Below are 19,642 nucleotides of genomic sequence, written 5' to 3'. Positions count from 1 at the left end.
TGTTCTTATAAATAAGTAGCTTATAAAAACGCTGCTCATTCGCAGCGTTTGATGTTTTGTTACACATTAAACCGGAAGTGCATGACATCGCCGTCTTTAACGATATAGTCTTTGCCTTCCAAACGCCATTTACCGGCTTCTTTTGCGCCGTTTTCACCTTTGAATTGAATGAAATCGTCGTAGGCGATCACTTCGGCGCGGATAAAGCCTTTTTCAAAATCGGTGTGGATCACGGCGGCGGCTTTCGGGGCGGTTGCGCCGACGGCAACCGTCCAGGCGCGCACTTCTTTCACCCCGGCGGTGAAGTAGGTTTGCAGATTGAGTAACGCATAACCGGCGCGGATCACGCGGTTTAAACCCGGTTCTTCAATGCCGAGATCTTGCAAAAATTCCACTTTTTCTTCGTCGTCTAACTCGGCAATTTCCGACTCGATCGCGGCACAGACCGGCACAACCACAGCGCCTTCGTTTGCGGCAATTTCACGTACGCGATCTAAATAAGGATTGTTTTCAAAGCCGTCTTCGTTAACGTTGGCGATGTACATTGTCGGTTTCAGGGTTAAGAAATTGTAGCCTTTAATCGCGTGTAACTCATCTTTGTCCAAACCAACCGAGCGGATCATACCGGCATTTTCTAACACTGGCAGGATTTTCTCCATAATCGATAATTCGAATTTCGCCTCTTTGTCGCCGCCTTTGGCACGTTTGGTCAGGCGTTGAATGGCTTTTTCGCAGCTGTCCAAATCGGCTAACGCCAGTTCGGTGTTGATGGTGTCGATGTCTTCCGCCGGATTGATCTGACCGGCAACGTGCACAATATCGTCGTTCTCAAAACAGCGTACCACGTGTCCGATCGCGTCGGTTTCGCGGATATTGGCTAAGAATTTGTTGCCCAACCCTTCGCCTTTGCTCGCTCCGGCAACCAGACCGGCGATATCGACAAATTCCATGGTGGTCGGCAGCACCCGTTGCGGCTTGACGATTTCCGCCAGCGCCTCTAAACGCGGATCCGGCATCGGCACAACGCCGGTGTTCGGCTCGATGGTGCAAAACGGATAGTTCGCCGCTTCAATGCCTGCTTTTGTCAATGCGTTAAATAGGGTCGACTTGCCCACATTCGGTAAACCGACGATACCGCACTTAAATCCCATAATATTTTCCTTTTTCAGATTAAATTTTAAAACTATTCAAACGATTGGTCGCTTTGGTCATGCCGTCTTTCAGCATAATCTCAATGCATAATGCCGCTTCATCCACCGCTTGTTCGATTAAATTCAGTTCATTTTGCGGCGGTTTGCCCAACACATAAGCCGAGACCCGATTTTTATCGCCGGGGTGTCCGATACCGATTCGCAGACGGTGGAAATTTTTATTATTGCCGAGACTGGCGATAATGTCTTTCAAACCGTTGTGTCCGCCGTGTCCGCCGCCGAGTTTCAATTTTGCCGCCCCGGGCGGCAGATCCAATTCGTCATGCGCCACCAAAATCTCTTCCGGCTGAATGCGGTAAAAATTCGCCAGTGCGCCGACCGCTTTGCCGCTGAGGTTCATAAACGTGCTCGGCACAAGCAACCGCACTTCTTGACCGGCAATCAACGCACGCGCAGTATGTCCGAAGAATTTGCTGTCGGCGGTTAAGTTGAGGTTATGTTGACGGCACAAACGCGCCATCAGCCATTCGCCGGCATTATGGCGCGTTTGTGCGTACTGACTGCCGGGATTGGCTAACCCGACGATTAATTTAATTTGCGACACGGTATTTTTCATCGTTTGAGCTAAAAATAGAGGCGTATTTTACGCTAAAACCGCACTTGCTACAATCGACAACTTGTTGCTACAACCCTCTCATTTCACTATCCAACAAACGTGCCAACAATGCCGTGCCGTTTAGCACACGGAATTCCCCGTATTGGGCTTGCCCAAAATGCGCGGCTTGTCCTTCGGCAAAGAAGAATTGCTGTCCGGGCATTTTCAGGTTCCATAATGTGCGGTAGTCACGGATACGCAGTTTGATGGCAATATCCGCCAGGCAATCGTGGTAATCCGTTGGCAATGTTGCAGCCAAACGGCAAAGCGTACTTGTGCCGTCAGGGTTTTGTTTTAACAGTGCGTACAGTTGTGTCGGGCGTTGATCAAGCCATTGTTTGAAGCGGGCGTAGGCTTCTTGGTCAACCTCGTTGATAGTATAGCTTTCGCCGCTGTCTTGCGATTGAATGGTGCGCAGTTGATCGACGTTAAACTCGATTCGCTTATCCTCTTGCTGTTTCTCGATTTCAGACCGCACTTGATTCAGCAAATTGTAGTTCAGTTCCATATAATCGCCCTGCATAATCGAACGCGGATCGATCGGCGCCAAGGCGAGGATCACCGTTTTGCCGTTGTTCAGCACATTTTCGTATTTTTGAATGCTGAAGTTGCCGACAGCCAGTGTCAGCAACAGCGTGAGTGCGGCGAGCGACGGCGTAAACCAACCGATCTTGCCTTGATAATGCGGGGCAGCCGTTTGTACCGCACTTGTACGCCGGCATTGGCGCTGTAAATACAGCGCGGCTAACAGGAACAAGAGCGCGTTGGCTAACAGTAAAAAGGATTTATACAGTAACGGCAAACCCAGCCAGTAATAGTATTTTGCCAAAAAGCCGATAATCGCGAGCAGGGCGCAACCGAACAGCAGTCGATTGTGATTCGGGTAAGCCATCAGCAGTAAAGCGAAGCCGAGCAAAATCCCGGGGGAGGCGATAAAAGCTAGTCCGAAAACCGCCAGCAGCAGGGCGATGGTCACCGCACTTTGTATTTTCAAGTGTTGCTGGCGGCTGATCCAGAGATGGATCAGCACCGGGGACAGGCAAATCAGCAGCAGGATCAACGTCGTCCAACGCCAGCCTTCCGCCGTGAACAGGGAATTGGTGATAATATGGAAAAATTCACGAATATGATTGTGAGCGGAGAGCGGATTTGCCTCTACGCTATTCAAAGAGATATAAATATCCGGCTTTGCGATAAAACCGATATAAACCAGCCAAAATGCCCATGCCGCACTTTGAATATGGGCGTGATAACGCCACGGGCGCAGGCTCAAACAGAACAGAATCAAGCTGCCGAGCGCCAACCAATAACCGGCATAATAATCAAACACTAAATACCAAAAATCATATTGCGGCTCTTGAGTTGGATCGAGCCCATACAGGTAATGGTTTTGAAAACCGAAAGTATATAATAAGATAAACAGCAGCAGGATAAGGCTGCCGGTTTTGACCCAATTAGTCGCAATAAACAGGTAACACAGCAGGCTGATGACAATAATGCCGAGCAAATCCCAATTTCGTGCCGAAAACGCCTCGTCCGGTCGGAAGCTGAAGAGATCATTAAACAGATAATGGAAAACATAAAGCCCCAAGCCAACCATAATCAAGAGACCACTGGCATATTCATTGGCTTTTTTGGCATAGAGTGCCGCGCCGATGGCGAGGAACGCCAGAGATGTCATCAGAAACAGATGGTCCGGTTCAAAAATGTCCGCTACAAACAGAAGGATGATCAGCAACAATGTGGCAAGGATTGCCAGTGAGGTAAACAGGATTTGCACCGGCCAAGGCGTGCCTTGCCCCTGCTGCTGATATTGTTTTTTCAAATGGATACCGAGGAAAGCCGCAGCGCCGAGAGTGATGATTGTCGCCAGTAAAACCCCGCCGATATTCCAGCCATTCACATTTAACAAAAAAATATCTATGCTGAATAACAGACAAGCCCAATAACCGCTTTGGTTAAACAGATCGTGGCGCTGCCGTTTGTAATAATAAAGCATGACGGCAGAGAGCAACCACACCAAGGGGGCGCTATTTAGCGTGCTGGCGCAGAGCAGGAGCAGATACCCGATCAGCACAGTATTGCTGACTTTGGAGCTGATGTGCCAATCTTGATCGTGTAAAGTTTTATTGAAAATTTCGCTTAAGATCACAAAACAGAGGTTGAGTAGGATCATCAGATATAACGAATACGTCTGCAACCAAAACAGCTCAAGATAGAGTGCCAGCCCCAGGTTACCGGTCGCGAGCAGTAATAACACCGCGGCGGTATTCGGCAGTGCCAGGAATAATGGGATTTGCAACAGTGACCATAGTGCGAATAATTGCCAAGGATCGGCGCCGGTTTGGTAAATCTGCCCGATTAACGCCAGTAATGCGCCAATCAGCACGGCAGCGATAAAGAAAAAACTGCTGCTGACAAATTTCAACCGCACTTGCCCGAGTTTACGGTATTCGCGGTAATAACACACCATTCCCGCCGCCATACTGACGAAGAATAAACCTTGTGTGGCATACAGTTTGCTGAATTTATCAAAATAATCCCAATTGGCGGCGATCCAAGTGACCACGCCGCTGCTGAGAAAACCCACGCCCGTTAGAGAGGCAAGCAGTAAGAGATATTTCTGCCAAGATTCGGCGAATAATGCGGAGCTTATCTTCATTTTTTCTTCCTCATCGCAGAAAGTTTACTTGATAGTAAAGGCTTTCTTGCTGAAAAACAACGCTTATCAAGCGTATCCGATGTGATACCGTGTCAATAGTGTTTGCGTGTTTTCTGTTTTAAATCAAGAAAAATGAATTTTGTTAAGAATAAACTTGATGGGAAAAAAGGGCCGTGTATATTTCAATTGAAGCGTTTTGGCGCTTCCATATTGGATTAATATCGTTTGGAGATACGTATGAAAAAAATCGTTACCACGGCCGTTTTTAGTGTACTGTTATCAGCCTGTAGCCAGCATTCGGCTACGGAACACCATCCGCATTGGGGGTATCATGGAGATACTTCTCCGGCACATTGGGGGACATTGGCACCGGAGTTTGCAACCTGCGCCACCGGTCATTTGCAATCACCGGTGAATCTGTCAAGCAAAGCCAAACGGACAAAAGCCGATTTGCAATATCATTATTCCGCCGTGAATTATGTCATGGAAAATAACGGGCATACGCTACAGTTGACGCCGCAGAGCAAAATCGGCAATTTAACGCTGAACGGCAAGCTTTATACCTTGCAACAATTCCATGTTCATACGCCGAGCGAGCACACATTGGATAACAAAGCCTTTCCGATGGAGCTGCATTTCGTACATACCAGCGAAGACGGGGAAATCAGCGTGGTTGCCGTGATGTTTGAACAGGGTAAGGAAAATCCGCACTTGGTACAAATTTTGGCGCAGACCGTAAAAGCCGGTGACAATGTGGCATTGAGCGAAGCCATAAATGTTCGCAACCTCTTTCCGAAAGATCTGGCACATCTACGCTTGAAAGGCTCATTAACCACTCCGCCGTGTACCGAAGGCGTCAACTGGATTGTGATGGAAAAACCGTTGCAAGCGAGTGCGGCACAACTGCGTGCTATGGAAAAAATGATTGGCATGCAAAATAATCGCCCGTTGCAAGCGTTAGGCGACAGAATCGTGCTTGGTGAAAAATAACCGATTTGAAACGGAAAATCATGCCGGTCAGGAACGACTGGCATTTTTGTTTCGGAAAGCATAGCATAGTATAAAAAATCGCGGAGTAAGGATAAATCATGCTGATTGAAGTCTGTGTCGATAATATCGAATCGCTGCATACCGCACAAAAGTGCGGTGCGAGCCGAATCGAGCTGTGCGGCGCATTGGCGTTGGGCGGCATTACGCCGAACTACGGGTTAATCGAAAGTGCGGTAGCGGCGGCGCAGATTCCGTTATATTTGATGATACGCCCGCGCGCAGGGGATTTTCTGTTCAGTGCCGAGGAGGTCAAGATCATGCAGGCGGATATTCGCTTGGCGCAACAGTGCGGGTTGCAAGGCGTAGTGATCGGCGCATTAACCGATAAGGCCGAGATTGATATAGCCACTTGCCGCCGTTTGCTCGACGCTGCTGACGGTTTGGGCGTGACCTTTCACCGAGCCTTTGATTTATGCCGTGATCCGCAAACCGCACTTGAGCAGATTATCGAGTTGGGCTGCGAGCGGCTTTTAACCTCAGGACAGCAACAAAGTGCGGTACAGGGCGCAGCGCTGATCCGCCAACTGGTGCGACAAGCCGATGATCGCATTAGTATTATGCCGGGGGCTGGCGTGAATGCAAGCAATGCGTGGCAAATCCTGCAAATTACCGGTGCACAAGAGCTACACCTTTCCGCCGGCGGTTATCGCCACAGCGCCATGTTGGCCAACGAATCGCCAAGTATGGGCAAAGACAGCCGACAAGATCAACAAATCAACATCACCGATGGCAAAAAATTACGGGCAGTGCTGGCTGAGATTAGGGATGAATCCGCTTTGCCGTACAGCGGGCGGAATTAAGGAACACAATCGGACGCGCATTTTCAGCTTTAGGGAAAAATCTCAATTTAAGCATTAGTTTGTCATAATGAATAACAACGTTATTGATCGCTAAGCAGAGGAGATTTACTCCTCTGCTTAGCGATACCATTTTAGAATTGTTGAATGGTATTCAATGCTTCTTCTGCGCCACGGCGATTGCCGCCATATGGAATAACAAGGGTAAAACTGGTTTTCTGCTCGGTTAAATATTGCAACTCTAAAAAAGCAGTTTCAGTAATATGGCTGGTGGAGGTTGATTTACTGCCGAAGTTATAACCAAATGATGAGCCAAATACGGCGACACTGCCTTTATGCTTCGTCGTGGTGTGAACGGTTGATTCACGTTCCACTTTTGCGGAAATTAACTTTTCTTTATCAAAGATAAGCGGTTCATAATCAGTCTGTTGGTTATTGATAAACAGTAATTTGTTGATGGTATCAATGGCAAAAAGGCTAGGAGGCACTTTTGATTGCTGCGATAAGGTGGTGGAAATGCCGGATTCTCTAAGTTGTTCATTCATTAATTTTAGACAACGAATATATTGTAGATTGGCGTAGGTTAAATTGATAATACCGAATACCAATTTAATTAAGAACAAGGCGATAAAAATAGAGATGATTAAGGTAATAATGCCATTGGTCAAATCTTTGATAAAATTCTCGACCACAATTAAACCAAAGAAAGCAATAATAACCCAAAATAGGATACGATAAACCCAATTAACTTGGTTGAGTATTTTTAGGATTTGTTGTGATTTATTTTGTTGCATAATGATCCCTTAAAGAAGAAAATAAACGGTTTTGTTATCCTACTTTAAGGGGGGGGGGGGGGGGGATGTCAAGCGCAACGATGCTTTTATTATTAGGATCTGTTGATGTTTGTTAATCTTAAAAAAGTGATTTTTGAACCGATTAAATTAGCGATAGTTATTCTTTAGATTGGTAGTGTCTCCAGTTTGATCTTGCCCCCTGCTTGGCGTATATTACGCAGATTATTATCATTATTGTGTTCTTTTGTGTTAGGAAAATCATGCCCTCCGTCAATCAAACGACATTGGTAGGCTATAGTGCCGAGCAAATGTATCAATTAGTCAATCACTATGAAAAATACCCCGAATTTTTGCCCGGCTGTGTTGCCGGCAAAACGCTGACGACTGCCGATAACGAATTGACGGCGGAGTTGGTGATTAGCAAAGCGGGGATCCGCCAACAATTCACCACGCGCAACACCATGCAGCCGAATAAACGGATCCAAATGCAACTGGTCGAAGGTCCGTTTCGTTTTTTGCAAGGTTATTGGCAGTTTGACGAAATTGATGAACATTGCTGCCGAATTCGGCTGAAATTAGACTTTGAATTTTCCAGCGCCTTAATCAGCGCGGTGTTCGGCAAAATTTTCGAACAGTTAACCGTGAAAATGATCGACGCATTCAAACAACGTGCCAAAGAGGTGTATGATGTCGGATAAAATCAGTATTCAAATTGCTTATGCGCTGCCGCACAGCTATTTTCTGCAAAGTTACCAAGTGGAAAGCGGCACGATTATCCAAAATGCGATTTTGCAATCGGGAATTTTGCAACAATATAAAGAGATTGATTTGCGCACCAATACCGTCGGCATTTTCAGCCGTTTGGCAAAGTTGAGCGATGTGTTGCAAGACGGCGATCGGATTGAGATTTACCGCCCGCTGCTGGCTGATCCGAAAGAGATTCGTCGCAAACGGGCAGAGCAGCAAAAACAAGAGGCAGCAGCACAAAAAGCACAAGAAAAACAGCAACGCGCCGAAGCCAAAGAACAAGCCAAAAAAGTGCGGTCAAGTGCCGAATCCACTTCTACTTCCGAATAAATAAAAGGATAATCCGATGTCAAAAATTGCCTATTGTCTCCCGAATGAAATCAGTGCCGAGCAGTTTCTTACGGAATACTGGCAGAAAAAACCTTTGTTAATCAAAAACGGCTTGCCGCAAATTGTCGGCTTGCTCGAACCGCAGGATATTATCGACTTGGCACAGCAAGAGGACGTGACCGCGCGGTTGGTGAAAACCGACATCAACGCCGACGGTGAGGAATGTTGGACGTTGAAAACCAGCCCGCTTGCCAAGCAAGATTTCAAAAATTTGCCGGAACAATGGTCGGTGCTGGTGCAGAATTTGGAACAATGGTCGCCGGAATTGGGCGAATTATGGCAAGCGTTCGGTTTTATTCCGCAATGGCAACGGGACGATATTATGGTGTCGTATGCGCCGCAAGGCGGCTCGGTCGGCAAGCATTATGATGAATACGATGTGTTTTTGGTGCAGGCTTACGGACATCGCCGTTGGCAGTTGGGCAAGTGGTGTGATCCGAATACCGAATTCAAACCGAATCAACCGATCCGCATTTTTGACGACATGGGCGACTTGCTGTTAGATGAAGTCATGCAGCCGGGCGATGTCTTGTATGTGCCGTCGCGCTTGTCGCACTACGGCGTGGCGCAGGACGAGTGTTTAACCGTTTCGTTTGGTTTGCGTTATCCGAATTTAGGCGATTTGATCGACAATATCAACGACGCAATCTGCCACCCGACACCGCACTTTAACCCGTCCGAATTGAATATTCCGTTGCGTTTATCGCCGAATGCGCAACCGTTGGCACAACTCGATCCGACAATGGTGCAAACCATGAAACGGCAGTTGTTGGATTATCTCGCTCAATCGCCACAATTCGATCATCTGTTTCAACACGCGGTGGCAAGTGCGGTCAGCAGCCGTCGTTATGAGTTGTTGCAATCGGACGACGAATTTTATCCGGAAGAATTGAGCGGGATGTTGCAAAACGGCGCAACGCTTCAGCAGGACAGTAACAGTAAGATTCTCTACACTGAACAACCGTTTGCGTTGTATGTCAATGGCGAATGGGTAGACGAGTTAAGCGAATTGGAAAGTGCGGTATTAACCGATCTCGCCAACGGTGCGGTGCTGGATTGGCAAGCGTTGCAAGGCTATGTCGCCGGTTTAGACGATGAAATGGCAGAGGAAGTGCTGTTGGATTCGCTGTGCAGTTGGTTGGAAAATGGCTGGTTGGTGTTAAACCCATAGTCAAAAAAACGGAGATACCGAATTGGATCTCCGTTTCACTTTTACTTAACGCGTTAAATTAACGTTTGCCAATCTCTTTAATTTCAGCGACGGCGGTGTTGGATTTTTGGCTGATACTGCCGTTGATTAACGGGAATTTACCGTCTTTCAAATCCTTCACCCCTTCTTGAATTAAGAGCGGGATATTATTCGAGATAATCACGTTACCTTGGTAACGATTGTGATGACCCTCGATATTGCTTACCCCGACCGAGGCACTTTCGACATTTGGTCGGTTATTGCCGGTTAAATTTGCGCCGTTTAACTGCACATGATCTTTTACCTTGACATTCAACTCATCCCCGTGGATACCGGAAACATTCACCACTTCATCTTGTTGCACAAGGCTGCCGGATACCGTTAACGACGATGGTTTAGCCGTTTTGCCGGTCACCGGATTGTGTTTGGCGAATCCGGCATTTTCTGCCGCAGAATTAACCGCCCCCGTGACTTTATCTTTTACCGCATCGGTTTTTTCAGTGGACGGAACCGCTTTCATCACACTGGTCAATGCGCCGTTATTTTGTGCATTTGTCGCATTGAGATCCAAATTAAAGGTCAGGGATTGTTCCGATGATTTTCGACTTTCCACCGTCAAATTACCGCCGATATTGGCGTCGACTCGTTCGCCTTTCACATTTGCGCCGGCAACGGTTAAATTGCCTCCGCTGGTCAGGGCGACGGTTTTGCCTTTGACTTGACTGTTGATTTGCTCGGCTTTTTCTTTGTTATCCAACGCGATGGATAAGGTGGCGGTGCCGTCTTGTGTGGTTTTGTCTTCACCGCTCACTTTTTTGAGATTACCGTTGCCGCCCAAGCTGACGTTGCGGTTATCTTTGTGTTCGCGGTTGGTGAGGGATTCAATCACAATACTGCCATTTTTTGCTTTTAAATCAACGTTATCTCCACTCAAATTGCTGCCGGCGATGTGAATGGCCTTGTCCGATTTACCGTTAGCGCCGATTTGAATATTATCGGCTTTTAAATCCGTCGCTTGATAGTTGATCGCGGCTTGGTCGGTTTTTTTAACGCCGACATTCAATTTAAGCGAACCGTTTTGCGCCGGTTTATCGCCGGAGGTTGAGCCACCGCCACCGCCGATCCCGACTGACCAATCTAAACCTTGCTCACGGCTTGAACCTTGTGCAGCCGTGATAACCGCACTTTCATCCGCCTCGATAGTCAGATTGCCGGTCTTGCCGCTCATGCCTTGCAGTAATACGTTTTTGCCTTTCAGATTGATGTTTTTCGCCGCAATTTCTCCCGCGGTTGCGGTAATGGATTGGGCATCCTGATTATTTGCGCCGCCGCCTAAACCGCCCGAGCCGGATTTACTGCTTTTGCTCATGCCGGCCGAGACGCTTAAATCCAGATTAAAGCCGTTTGCACTGCTTTCTTTAACATTATTGGCTTGTACTAATTTAACATCGCCGTTGCTGTTCAGGGTGAAGCCGCCATTGTCGCTATGAATTTTATTGCCTTCTAACACAATGCCTTTTGCCGCATTAATATCAATATTATCAACGGCGTTAAATCCGCCGATAACGGCTTCACTGCTATATTCACGGCTGTCGCTGTGTCCGCCTTTGCCTTTGGCGGTGATGGTGACGTCTTTACCGGTAGAAGTGGCAACGCTGAGACTCGCTTCACCTTTGTCTTCGCTAACGGTCACATTTTTGCGGTTTTCTGCCGCGACGTTGGCATATTCTTGCGCGTTTAAGGTGATCGCCCCCTCTGTGGCTTGATAGCGTGTGGCTTGGTCATGAATACGATCCGCCGTGGCGTTCACGCTGCTCGCTTCGATTTGCGTCACTTTGGCTTGGCTGCTGTCGAGGTTTTCGACTTTTTTGCCGCCGCCGAATTTCATGGTGACACCGGCATTCGGCGCACCGACGCCGCCGATAGAGGAAAATGCGCTGACCGGGCTACCGTCGGCAAGGTTGTTCACCGCTTTTTCGATTGGACGAGTTATGCCGCTGAGTTCGATACCCGTACCGACATCATGATTGAACGTGACGGTGGTGGTGGTCGATTTTTCACCGTTACTTGCGGCTTGGCGTTGGATCGTGTTTGCCGTTTCAGTGAGGGAGCCGGCGACTTGATGGCGACCGCCCTCATATTGCAACCTGTTTTTGGCATTTAGCTGTAGATTGCCGGCAATTTCAGTAGCCGATTCCAGTGCCGTTGTGCTTTCTTTTTCAACATTGGTTTTGTTAAAACCGCTTTCTAAACCGACCGTCACCCGATCCATACCGCCACCGGCATAGACGCCGAAACCGGCGGTGCGACTTTCGCTATTGACGACAGTGGTATTTTGTTGCGCTGTGATATGGATGTTCTCGGCGTTAATGGTTGCATCGCCGTTGCCGGTTTTTAATTTTGAACCTTTAATATTGACATCGTTTTTACTGTCAATCTTCAGCGAGCCGCTTTGTACTAAACTGGCAACATGGTTGGTTTCGCTGCGTGCTTCCGCGGTCGAATTCATTTCCAAACCGACACCGGCACGATATTGCTTATCTCCGTCTTGTTTGGCATAGGCTGTGCCTTTCAGCTCAGTGGTTTTGCTTTGGCGATCTAAGTTCTGTTGTGCGCCTGCGATATTGATATTGCCGACGGCGGTGAGATTGAGCTGTTCCGCCACTTTAACCACGCTGCCGATCACATCAATGTTTTGATTGGCGATCAGTGCAAATTTGGCGTTAGAGACTAATTCCGATTGTTTAGCACTCTCGCTGGTTTCATTGATAGATTGGGAATCTTTGGTGATATTAAACACCGTTCCATTACGTTGATCGATAATGTTATGGCTGAAATCGGTGGCATTATCAACACGGATTGCGCCTTGGCTGGCTTGCGCATAACCGCCTTTAGCGGCGACGATATGGCTGCCGGTGACTTGCACGCCCTGATCGCCGCTGACGACCACAATGCCTTTGGCATTGATTTCAGAAGCAATCTGCAATTTATCACTGTGATTATTGTCTTTGTCATAACCGCCGCCAATGCCGCCCCAGTAGGTTTGGTTATCACGCACTACTTTGTTATTGTTGATCTGTTGTGAACCGATAATCACTTTGCCGTTGGCGTGTAATAAAATATCGTCACTGCCATTCAGATTCGTGCCGCTGAGTTCGACATTTTTTGCCGCTGAAATGCCGATTTTGCCATTACTCGCCAGTTCGGTTTTATGCAGATGTTCTTTCTCACTGGTGATATTCCAACTGCCGGTTTCCAATGCTGCGGTATGGTTTCGTTTATTACCGCTATCAACGCTGGTTTGTTTCTCAACACTGCCGTGAGTGAGAACACTGCCTTTATCGGCTTTGAGCAGCAATTTATCGTGCCCTTCGATTAAACTTCCGCTGATATTGAGATCATCAGCCGTCGCACGAATGGAAACATCGTCGGCTCGAAAACGGTTGCCCTCTTGTTTTTCGTTGTGTTTGACTTTGGTTTGATTGTATTCCCAAGAATATTTCCAGTTGTGGTCGATCTCCGTGTCTTTATCTTTGATTTTTTGTGTGGTTAAATCCACTTTTCTGCCGACAATCTGTAAGGATTTGGCTTGAATAGCGGCAGCATTGGCATTGACGCTGTTTTTTGCCGCCAATACGACGTTATCCCCTTGAATTTCAGTTTTTTTCCACTGTTGCGATTCTTGCTCATTACGCTTTTTGCTTGCGCCATAATAAGCCGAATAGTTGCCGTCTCGCTCGCGGTGTTTTGTCTGTTCAACGAGTTTGCCATCTAGGTTGACATCTTGTCCGATGGCTTTCACATTGCCTTTAATATCGGCAGCAACAAAATTGATCACATCGGTTGCATTCACATTCAACCCGTCGCCCGTCGCGGTTTGGATATCACCGCTGAGATTCACGCCGTTACCTGCGCCGGTGCTGACAATATTGATACGCCCGGCTTGCATGCCACCGACATAGTAACCGTCTAAACCCGCTTCTTTATTGTGGCGGTTTGTCACTTTTTTGCTTTCATAATCAACGGTGTTGCGACCGGTGTAGCTGTTGATCTCTTGTTTGGCCTGAATTTTGCCGGAGGCGGTGATTTTCGGTGCGACTAAATCTAATACATCGCTGCCGGAAATGCCTTTTTCTTTAATGGTCAGGCTGTTATTGTTGCCTTGCGCAGCGGTGCGCAGGTTTTTGATTTTGCCTTGTTCGATTTCGGCACTGCCGACCACCATTGAAGCCCGGGGGATATTAATAAACCCACAGCCGTCGCAGGTGATACCATTAGGGTTTGCCAACACATAATCTGCGGCTATGCCGAAAACTTCTTGTTGCCCTAATAATAATGAAGGATTGCGGCTGACGACTTCATTTAAAATGACTTTTGCGGCTTGATTGGGCGTTAGATTCGGGTTGGCTTTCAGCTCACCGGCGAGTACGGATTTGCCGTCGTTGAGCGAGTTGTTCAATACCGCACCGGCGGTATCAACGTTGTATTTATCGTAGGTATTGTGTGATAGCCCTTGTGGATTTGGGCGAACAATATCGATCACCGCGGCGCCGTTTGTTGCGGTCGTAATCGTTGTTGGTGCGTGATTGCCGCCGCCAATAATTTGTTGATTAGCATGAGAAAGCGCTGATGTCATGCCGCCTAACAAGGCTAGGCTGAGCGTACAACTGAGCTTCCCTTGGAATGATAACTTAAATGATCGCATTTTCTTTTCCTTTAAGGTGATAATTATAAATAGGATTGTTAAAAAGCATCTCTTAAAAAGAGAGTGTAATTTTGCCTAACATACGGCTTTCATTTTGGCGCACGGGTGACGACACAAACCAACCGCGATCAAAAGAAAAAGATCCGCTTAGCTGCTTATAGCGCAAGTGAATCCCAAAGCTTGTTCCGACCGCACTTTGCCAAGCATTGTTGCCGTGTCGGTTAAAAAGTCGCCCTGTATCCAATCCCGCATAGGGGGAAAGTTGCAGGGTGCGATAATGGATTGGATAAGAGATATTGTTGCGTAGTAGCCAACCGCTGTCGCCGCTGAAACTGAATGAATCAAATCCGCGGACACTGTTGCGCCCGGTGAGCTCAAGCGTTTCCACTGAGGGCAAACGCTGCGGCGAATACTGTGCGACAATCTGGTGATGGAATCGCAGCGTATTTATTGGATAGTGCCAATTAACATTCAAGCTCCATTTGTTAAAGTGCGGTTCAGTCAGGTGTTCGGATGTGGCTTTTGTTGCGCCGAAGATCCCCAAACCGCGCTGCACGCCGATATTGACATTAATGGTGTGCTCGCCTATCAATTTTAGGTAATCCAAATTCAGTTCGGCGATGCTTAAGCGTAGGTTTTGATCAGGATGGCGATAACCGAGTAATTCACTTTGGCTGCGCTTGTGGCTCAATCCGCTGCTCAAAGTAATAATATGCGTTTGGTGGCGGTTTAGTACGCGATCCAAACGAAAACCAAGCTGGCGGCTTGCGCCTTGATAACGTGCGCCGGATAGCGGTAGGCGAGTGGCGGATTCTGCTTGAGAGGCGAATAGGCTTGCAGTCCAATAACCATAAGGAATCAAATATAATGCGCTGTAAGTGCGGTTATTATTTTCGGCTTTTTTCGTGAGCGGTTGTCCATAGCTCAAGGCTAAAAAATCGGCCCGCCCGGTAAGGTTATCAATGCTGAAGCCGAGTTGACCCTGCAAGCGTCCATGTTGCCGACTGGCATAGTTATCTAGAGAAAGCGTTACACGGTAGGGCGATTTGGTTTGATTGCGTAAGCGGACAATTGAGCCGCCAAATTGCGTTGCCGGTAAAATATCCAGAGTTGCATGATGTGACTGCAAACGGTTGAGCTGATCCAGCCCTTGATCTAAATCACGGATGTTTAGTGGCTTCCCAATCAGATTTGGAAAGAGATAATCAAGGGCGATAGTGTGATCCTCACTTTCTATCGCTTCTAATACGCCCTCGACCCAATGCAGGCGCAACGTATTATTTTCGTCCAACGGGGCAAAAACCGCTCTTGCAGTAATATAACCTTTGTCTAGATAACGCTGAGTGATTTCGCGAATGAGGCGATTCACGTTACTATCGCTAATACAATCCGCCGGAATCGGCGATAATCCGGCTAAATCTTGTTCTTTTAATAAGCTGATACCGGATAATTGAAGCCCATTTAATGGCAAACATGCCTCGGAAAGCGGGATTTCTTCACTTGTGATACCGGACGGCGAATGCGGTGATAATTGCTGATAGCGGTTTTCTTCAATTTTTTGCTGAATAGCCCGCTCACTTTCGCGCAGCTGTTGTTCGTGTTCGTTTACTGCTTGTGCCGCAAAACTCAATGGTAATCCAAGCAGTAATACGGAATAAGTGAGCCAAGGGGATTTTTTCTTTTTCTTAAATGCAAATAACACAACTACCTCTGAGAAATAATCAATAGAAAATAATGACTAATGATTATTTTTTTCCTTGCATGGTACGCCCTGTTGCACCATTAGCAATATAATTTACAAAGAATATAATTTCATATCGTTACTTGTTTCATTTGCAAAAAATAGAAAAGATATTCATAAAGCGGGATAATAGAAAAACGGATTATATAAAGAGAACACAGTAAGACTAGATTTTAAAGCGTAAATTTGTGAGCCATTTCACAAATTATAAATGATATTACTTATCATTACTTTAATTGGTGCGTAAATTATGATCGAAATGGAGTGTAAACTGTATTTTTGATACTTGAAGTGTGTTTTTATCTTTATGTTTGCTTGAAAGCCGTAGGTAATTTTTACGAATTCCAGTTAAACTGTAGGCTGGCACGATACAGAAAAGACAGGTAACCTCATGCAAGAAACTATCTACTCCGTCAGTCAACTGAACCACACCGCGCGCTTGCTACTCGAAGGGCAACTTGGGCATATTTGGCTGACGGGGGAAATTTCCAATTTCAGCCAACCGATTTCAGGGCATTGGTATCTCAGCCTCAAAGACGAAAACGCGCAAGTGCGCTGCGCTATGTTCCGCATGAAAAATTTGCGCGTCGGCTTTCGCCCGCAAAACGGAATGCAAGTGCTGGTGCGCGCGTCGGTGAGCTTGTATGAACCGCGTGGCGATTACCAACTGATTATCGACAGTATGCAACCGGCAGGTGACGGCTTGCTGCAACAACAATTTGAACAACTGAAACAAAAACTGGCGGCGGAAGGGTTGTTTGCGCAACAGTTGAAAAAGCCGATACCGCACTTTAACCGTCGAGTCGGCGTGGTTACCTCAAAAAGCGGGGCGGCATTACAGGATATTTTGCAGGTGTTGCAACGGCGTGATCCCAGTTTGGAGGTGGTGATCTACCCGACACAAGTGCAAGGCAAAGAGGCAACGGCAGAGATTGCGCAGATGATCGAACTGGCAAACCGCCGTCAAGAGGTGGAGGTGTTGATCGTCGGACGTGGCGGCGGTTCGTTGGAAGATCTGTGGTGCTTTAACGAAGAAGCGGTGGCACGCGCGATTTTTGCCTCCGCCATTCCGATTATCAGCGCGGTGGGGCATGAAACCGACGTGACGATTGCCGACTTTGTTGCCGACTTGCGCGCGCCGACACCATCGGCGGCGGCAGAGTTGGTGAGCCGCGATCAGCGCGAATTGTTACAGCAGCTACAATACCGCCAACAACATCTGGAAATCGCCTTTGATCGCCTGTTCGGCCGTAAACAACAGCAATGGGAACGGCTGAATCTTCGCCTGAACCAACAACACCCGAGCAAACAACTACAGCTGCAACGGCAACAAACCCGGCAAATCATCGCACGCTTGGAACAGGCGATTCAACGTCGTTTGGATCAGCAACGGCAACACACACAATTTATGCAGCAACGCCTGAGTCATGGCATTCAACGCCAATTGGATTCTAAACGCCACCATTATGTGAATCTGCAACAGCGTTTACAGCAAAATCCATTACCGTATCGAATCGGGCGGCAGCAACAGCAGTTGCAACAACAGCAAGTGCGGTTGCGCAGTTTAATCGAGAAAATCTTATTGACCGACGGTCATCAACTGGCGCAACTGTGTTCGCAATTAAACAGCCTCAGCCCATTGAATGTGTTGGCGCGCGGTTATTCGATTTCGCAAAACCAAGCCGGTAAAGCGATTACCGCCAGCAGTCAACTAGAATTGAATGATCAGTTACTAACCCGATTTAGTCAAGGGGCAGTGTTAAGTCGGGTGGTTAAAATTTTGCGCTAAAGGCTTAAGCAATTCTTAAGCAAATTCCGCTATATTTTGCACGCAAAGCGCATTACAATGTGCGCCGAATTTACGTTTTATTAACACAGTTAGGAATTTTTATGGCTTCAAAAATGAAAGATACGCCGGAGCGTTTCTCACATATCACGTTATCACTCCATTGGTTGATTGCGATTTTCATCATCGGTTTAATGGCGTTGGGCGTATATATGGGCGAAACCGCAAGTTACGACTTATACCCGACGCATAAATCCTTGGGCATTTTTATCTTTATTTTCATTGTGATCCGCGTGTTGTGGCGTTGGAAAAACGGTTGGTCGCAACCGACCGGCAAGCATAATCGTTTGGAACAAATACTGGCAAAATTGATCCATTGGATCTTAATTCTCGGCACCTTGGCGTTCCCGATCTCAGGCATGCTGATGTCTTACGGCGGCGGACAAGGTTTGCAGCTGTTCGGCTTAGATCTGATTTCCGCCAATTTAGTGGATGGAAAACGTGAGGCAGTCAATGGTACTTTAGCCGGCGTAGCCAATGAAATTCACAAAAGTTTGCTGCCGATTATGCTGGGCGCCATTTTGTTACACATTGCCGGTGCATTGAAACATCACGTCATCGACAAAGATAACACCTTAAAACGCATGCTGGGTTTTAAGAATAACGCATAAAATGAATTGATAAGCGATAAAGGGTAGCAGGCAGCTACCCTTAGTGCTATTTGTTTTTTAACCACCGCTTCAACCGTTCGATTCCCTCACGCATATGCGCAATTTCGCGGGTGTAGGCGAAACGTAAATAGTGCTTTGTGCCGTTTGTGCCGAAGTCGATTCCCGGGGTAGTGGCGACTTGGATTTCAGCCAGCATGTCTTTGGCGAATTGGTAGCTGTCATCGGTGTAACGCGACACGTCCGCCCACAGATAAAACGCGCCTTGCGGTTTAAACTCGATGGTAAAGAGTTGTTTTAATTCGTTATACAGATAATCCCGTCGCTGGCGGAACGTGATTTGGATTTGGTCTAAATAGGCGTTATCAAAGGCTTCCAATGCGCCGTATTGGCTCAAACTCGGGGCGCAGATAAAGATATTTTGCGCAATAATTTCCGCCTCGCGCACGTTGTGTTCCGGCACGATAATCCAACCTAAGCGCGCGCCCGGCATACAGAAATATTTGGAAAAACCGTTGATCACATAGGCGTCAGGATTGAATTGAAGTGCGGTGGCGGCGTGCTCTTCATAGACCAAACCGTGATACAGCTCGTCGGAAATAAAAGCAATCTGATGTCGGCGGCAATAGTCATTGAGGGCTTGCAGATTTTCGGCGCTGTAAATATTGCCGGTCGGGTTTGCCGGCGAAGAAATCTGTAAGGCACGGATTTTTTCAGATTGCGCTTGCAACTGCGGCACGGTTAATTGATAGCAACTGCTTTTGTCCACCGGCATAAAGTGCGGTTCGACTTCCATCATGTAGGCAAAATTTTTGTAGCACGGATAGGAGGGATCAGTCAGCCCCAATTTTTCGCCTTTGGCTAAGGTCAGCGCATAAGCGATAAGAAACGCGCCGCTGGTGCCGGGCGTGAGCAGCACGCGCTCGGGGGCTATCGTGACTTGATAGGTGGTCTGATAATGCCGGCAGATTTTTTCACGCAGGGCGCGCAAGCCTAAACTTTCGGTGTAACTGAAGTGGTTATTTTCAACCGCACTTTGCAGTGCATTTTTCACCTTCGGCGACGGTGGCAAATCAGGCTGTCCGATTTCAAAATGAATGGCATTCGGATATTTGCCCGCCTCACGCACAATATCCATTACAATAAACGCACTCATTTTGTCATAGCGCATGATTTTCCCCTTAAAATACACATAAAAAATTGTTGTCATGCTACGGTAATACCCGAGTGAGCTCAAGTGCAAAACAGCGAAAAAAGCAAAATAAAAAATTCACAATTCGAGTGAAGATCTGTATAATCCAAGCGCA

The 19,642-nt window shown here is 47.3% G+C and carries 14 protein-coding genes; 7 read left to right on the top strand and 7 right to left on the bottom strand.

Going from position 1 to position 19,642, the window contains the following annotated elements:
- Window positions 1-59: 59 nt before the first annotated feature.
- The 3 genes from ychF to ACWA50_RS12045 form a co-directional block, all read right to left on the bottom strand.
- Window positions 60-1,151 carry a redox-regulated ATPase YchF gene (ychF, locus tag ACWA50_RS12055; protein WP_431052862.1) on the bottom strand — a complete coding sequence of 364 codons (1,092 nt, stop codon included), beginning with the start codon at window positions 1,149-1,151 and terminating at the stop codon, window positions 60-62.
- 19 nt (window positions 1,152-1,170) lie between these two features.
- Window positions 1,171-1,755 (bottom strand): aminoacyl-tRNA hydrolase, encoded by a 585-nt coding sequence (gene pth / locus ACWA50_RS12050; RefSeq protein WP_431054357.1) that lies wholly within the window; start codon window positions 1,753-1,755, stop codon window positions 1,171-1,173.
- 79 nt (window positions 1,756-1,834) lie between these two features.
- Complete coding sequence (locus tag ACWA50_RS12045) at window positions 1,835-4,468, bottom strand: GDYXXLXY domain-containing protein (protein ID WP_431052860.1); 2,634 nt, start codon at window positions 4,466-4,468, stop codon at window positions 1,835-1,837.
- 237 nt (window positions 4,469-4,705) lie between these two features.
- Here ACWA50_RS12045 and ACWA50_RS12040 point away from each other — a divergent pair, with 237 nt between their 5' ends.
- Window positions 4,706-5,458 carry a carbonic anhydrase gene (locus ACWA50_RS12040; RefSeq protein ID WP_431052859.1) on the top strand — a complete coding sequence of 251 codons (753 nt, stop codon included), beginning with the start codon at window positions 4,706-4,708 and terminating at the stop codon, window positions 5,456-5,458.
- Window positions 5,459-5,556: 98 nt separating this feature from the next.
- Window positions 5,557-6,318, top strand: coding sequence for a copper homeostasis protein CutC (locus ACWA50_RS12035; protein WP_431052857.1), 762 nt, complete (start codon window positions 5,557-5,559; stop codon window positions 6,316-6,318).
- 131 nt (window positions 6,319-6,449) lie between these two features.
- Here the strand turns inward: ACWA50_RS12035 and ACWA50_RS12030 are convergent, their stop codons facing one another.
- Window positions 6,450-7,109, bottom strand: coding sequence for a hypothetical protein (locus ACWA50_RS12030; RefSeq protein WP_431052855.1), 660 nt, complete (start codon window positions 7,107-7,109; stop codon window positions 6,450-6,452).
- Window positions 7,110-7,369: 260 nt separating this feature from the next.
- On the opposite strand from ACWA50_RS12030, the gene ACWA50_RS12025 reads away from it, so the two are divergent.
- From ACWA50_RS12025 to ACWA50_RS12015, 3 genes are read left to right on the top strand one after another with little or no spacing between them, the layout of a single operon-like run.
- Entirely contained in the window at window positions 7,370-7,807 is a 438-nt protein-coding gene (locus tag ACWA50_RS12025) for a type II toxin-antitoxin system RatA family toxin (RefSeq protein ID WP_431052853.1), read from the top strand.
- Window positions 7,797-8,186: an RnfH family protein gene (locus ACWA50_RS12020; RefSeq protein WP_431054356.1), complete on the top strand. Its 390-nt coding sequence runs from the start codon at window positions 7,797-7,799 to the stop codon at window positions 8,184-8,186. The genes ACWA50_RS12025 and ACWA50_RS12020 overlap by 11 nt, the downstream gene beginning before the upstream one ends.
- 16 nt (window positions 8,187-8,202) lie before the next feature.
- On the top strand, window positions 8,203-9,417 hold the full coding sequence (locus tag ACWA50_RS12015; RefSeq protein ID WP_431052851.1) for a ribosomal protein uL16 3-hydroxylase: 1,215 nt from the start codon (window positions 8,203-8,205) through the stop codon (window positions 9,415-9,417).
- Between the two features lie 58 nt (window positions 9,418-9,475).
- Here the strand turns inward: ACWA50_RS12015 and ACWA50_RS12010 are convergent, their stop codons facing one another.
- Together ACWA50_RS12010 and ACWA50_RS12005 are read right to left on the bottom strand one after the other, a co-directional pair.
- Entirely contained in the window at window positions 9,476-14,140 is a 4,665-nt protein-coding gene (locus tag ACWA50_RS12010) for a hemagglutinin repeat-containing protein (protein WP_431052849.1), read from the bottom strand.
- A gap of 52 nt (window positions 14,141-14,192) precedes the next feature.
- Window positions 14,193-15,842, bottom strand: coding sequence for a ShlB/FhaC/HecB family hemolysin secretion/activation protein (locus ACWA50_RS12005; protein ID WP_431052847.1), 1,650 nt, complete (start codon window positions 15,840-15,842; stop codon window positions 14,193-14,195).
- Window positions 15,843-16,272: 430 nt separating this feature from the next.
- Between ACWA50_RS12005 and xseA the strand changes: the two genes are divergently transcribed.
- Window positions 16,273-17,670, top strand: coding sequence for an exodeoxyribonuclease VII large subunit (gene xseA / locus ACWA50_RS12000; RefSeq protein ID WP_431052845.1), 1,398 nt, complete (start codon window positions 16,273-16,275; stop codon window positions 17,668-17,670).
- A gap of 101 nt (window positions 17,671-17,771) precedes the next feature.
- The gene (locus tag ACWA50_RS11995; protein WP_431052843.1) at window positions 17,772-18,338 is read left to right on the top strand and encodes a cytochrome b; all 567 of its coding nucleotides are present in this window, start codon (window positions 17,772-17,774) and stop codon (window positions 18,336-18,338) included.
- Window positions 18,339-18,384: 46 nt separating this feature from the next.
- Here the strand turns inward: ACWA50_RS11995 and ACWA50_RS11990 are convergent, their stop codons facing one another.
- Window positions 18,385-19,506: a pyridoxal phosphate-dependent aminotransferase gene (locus ACWA50_RS11990; protein ID WP_431052841.1), complete on the bottom strand. Its 1,122-nt coding sequence runs from the start codon at window positions 19,504-19,506 to the stop codon at window positions 18,385-18,387.
- Window positions 19,507-19,642 lie beyond the last annotated feature (136 nt).

The organism is Testudinibacter sp. P17/SS/0325, from assembly GCF_053570765.1.
Note: the sequence above shows the minus strand (reverse complement) of the source record. Positions and strands in the feature narration are given on the sequence as shown.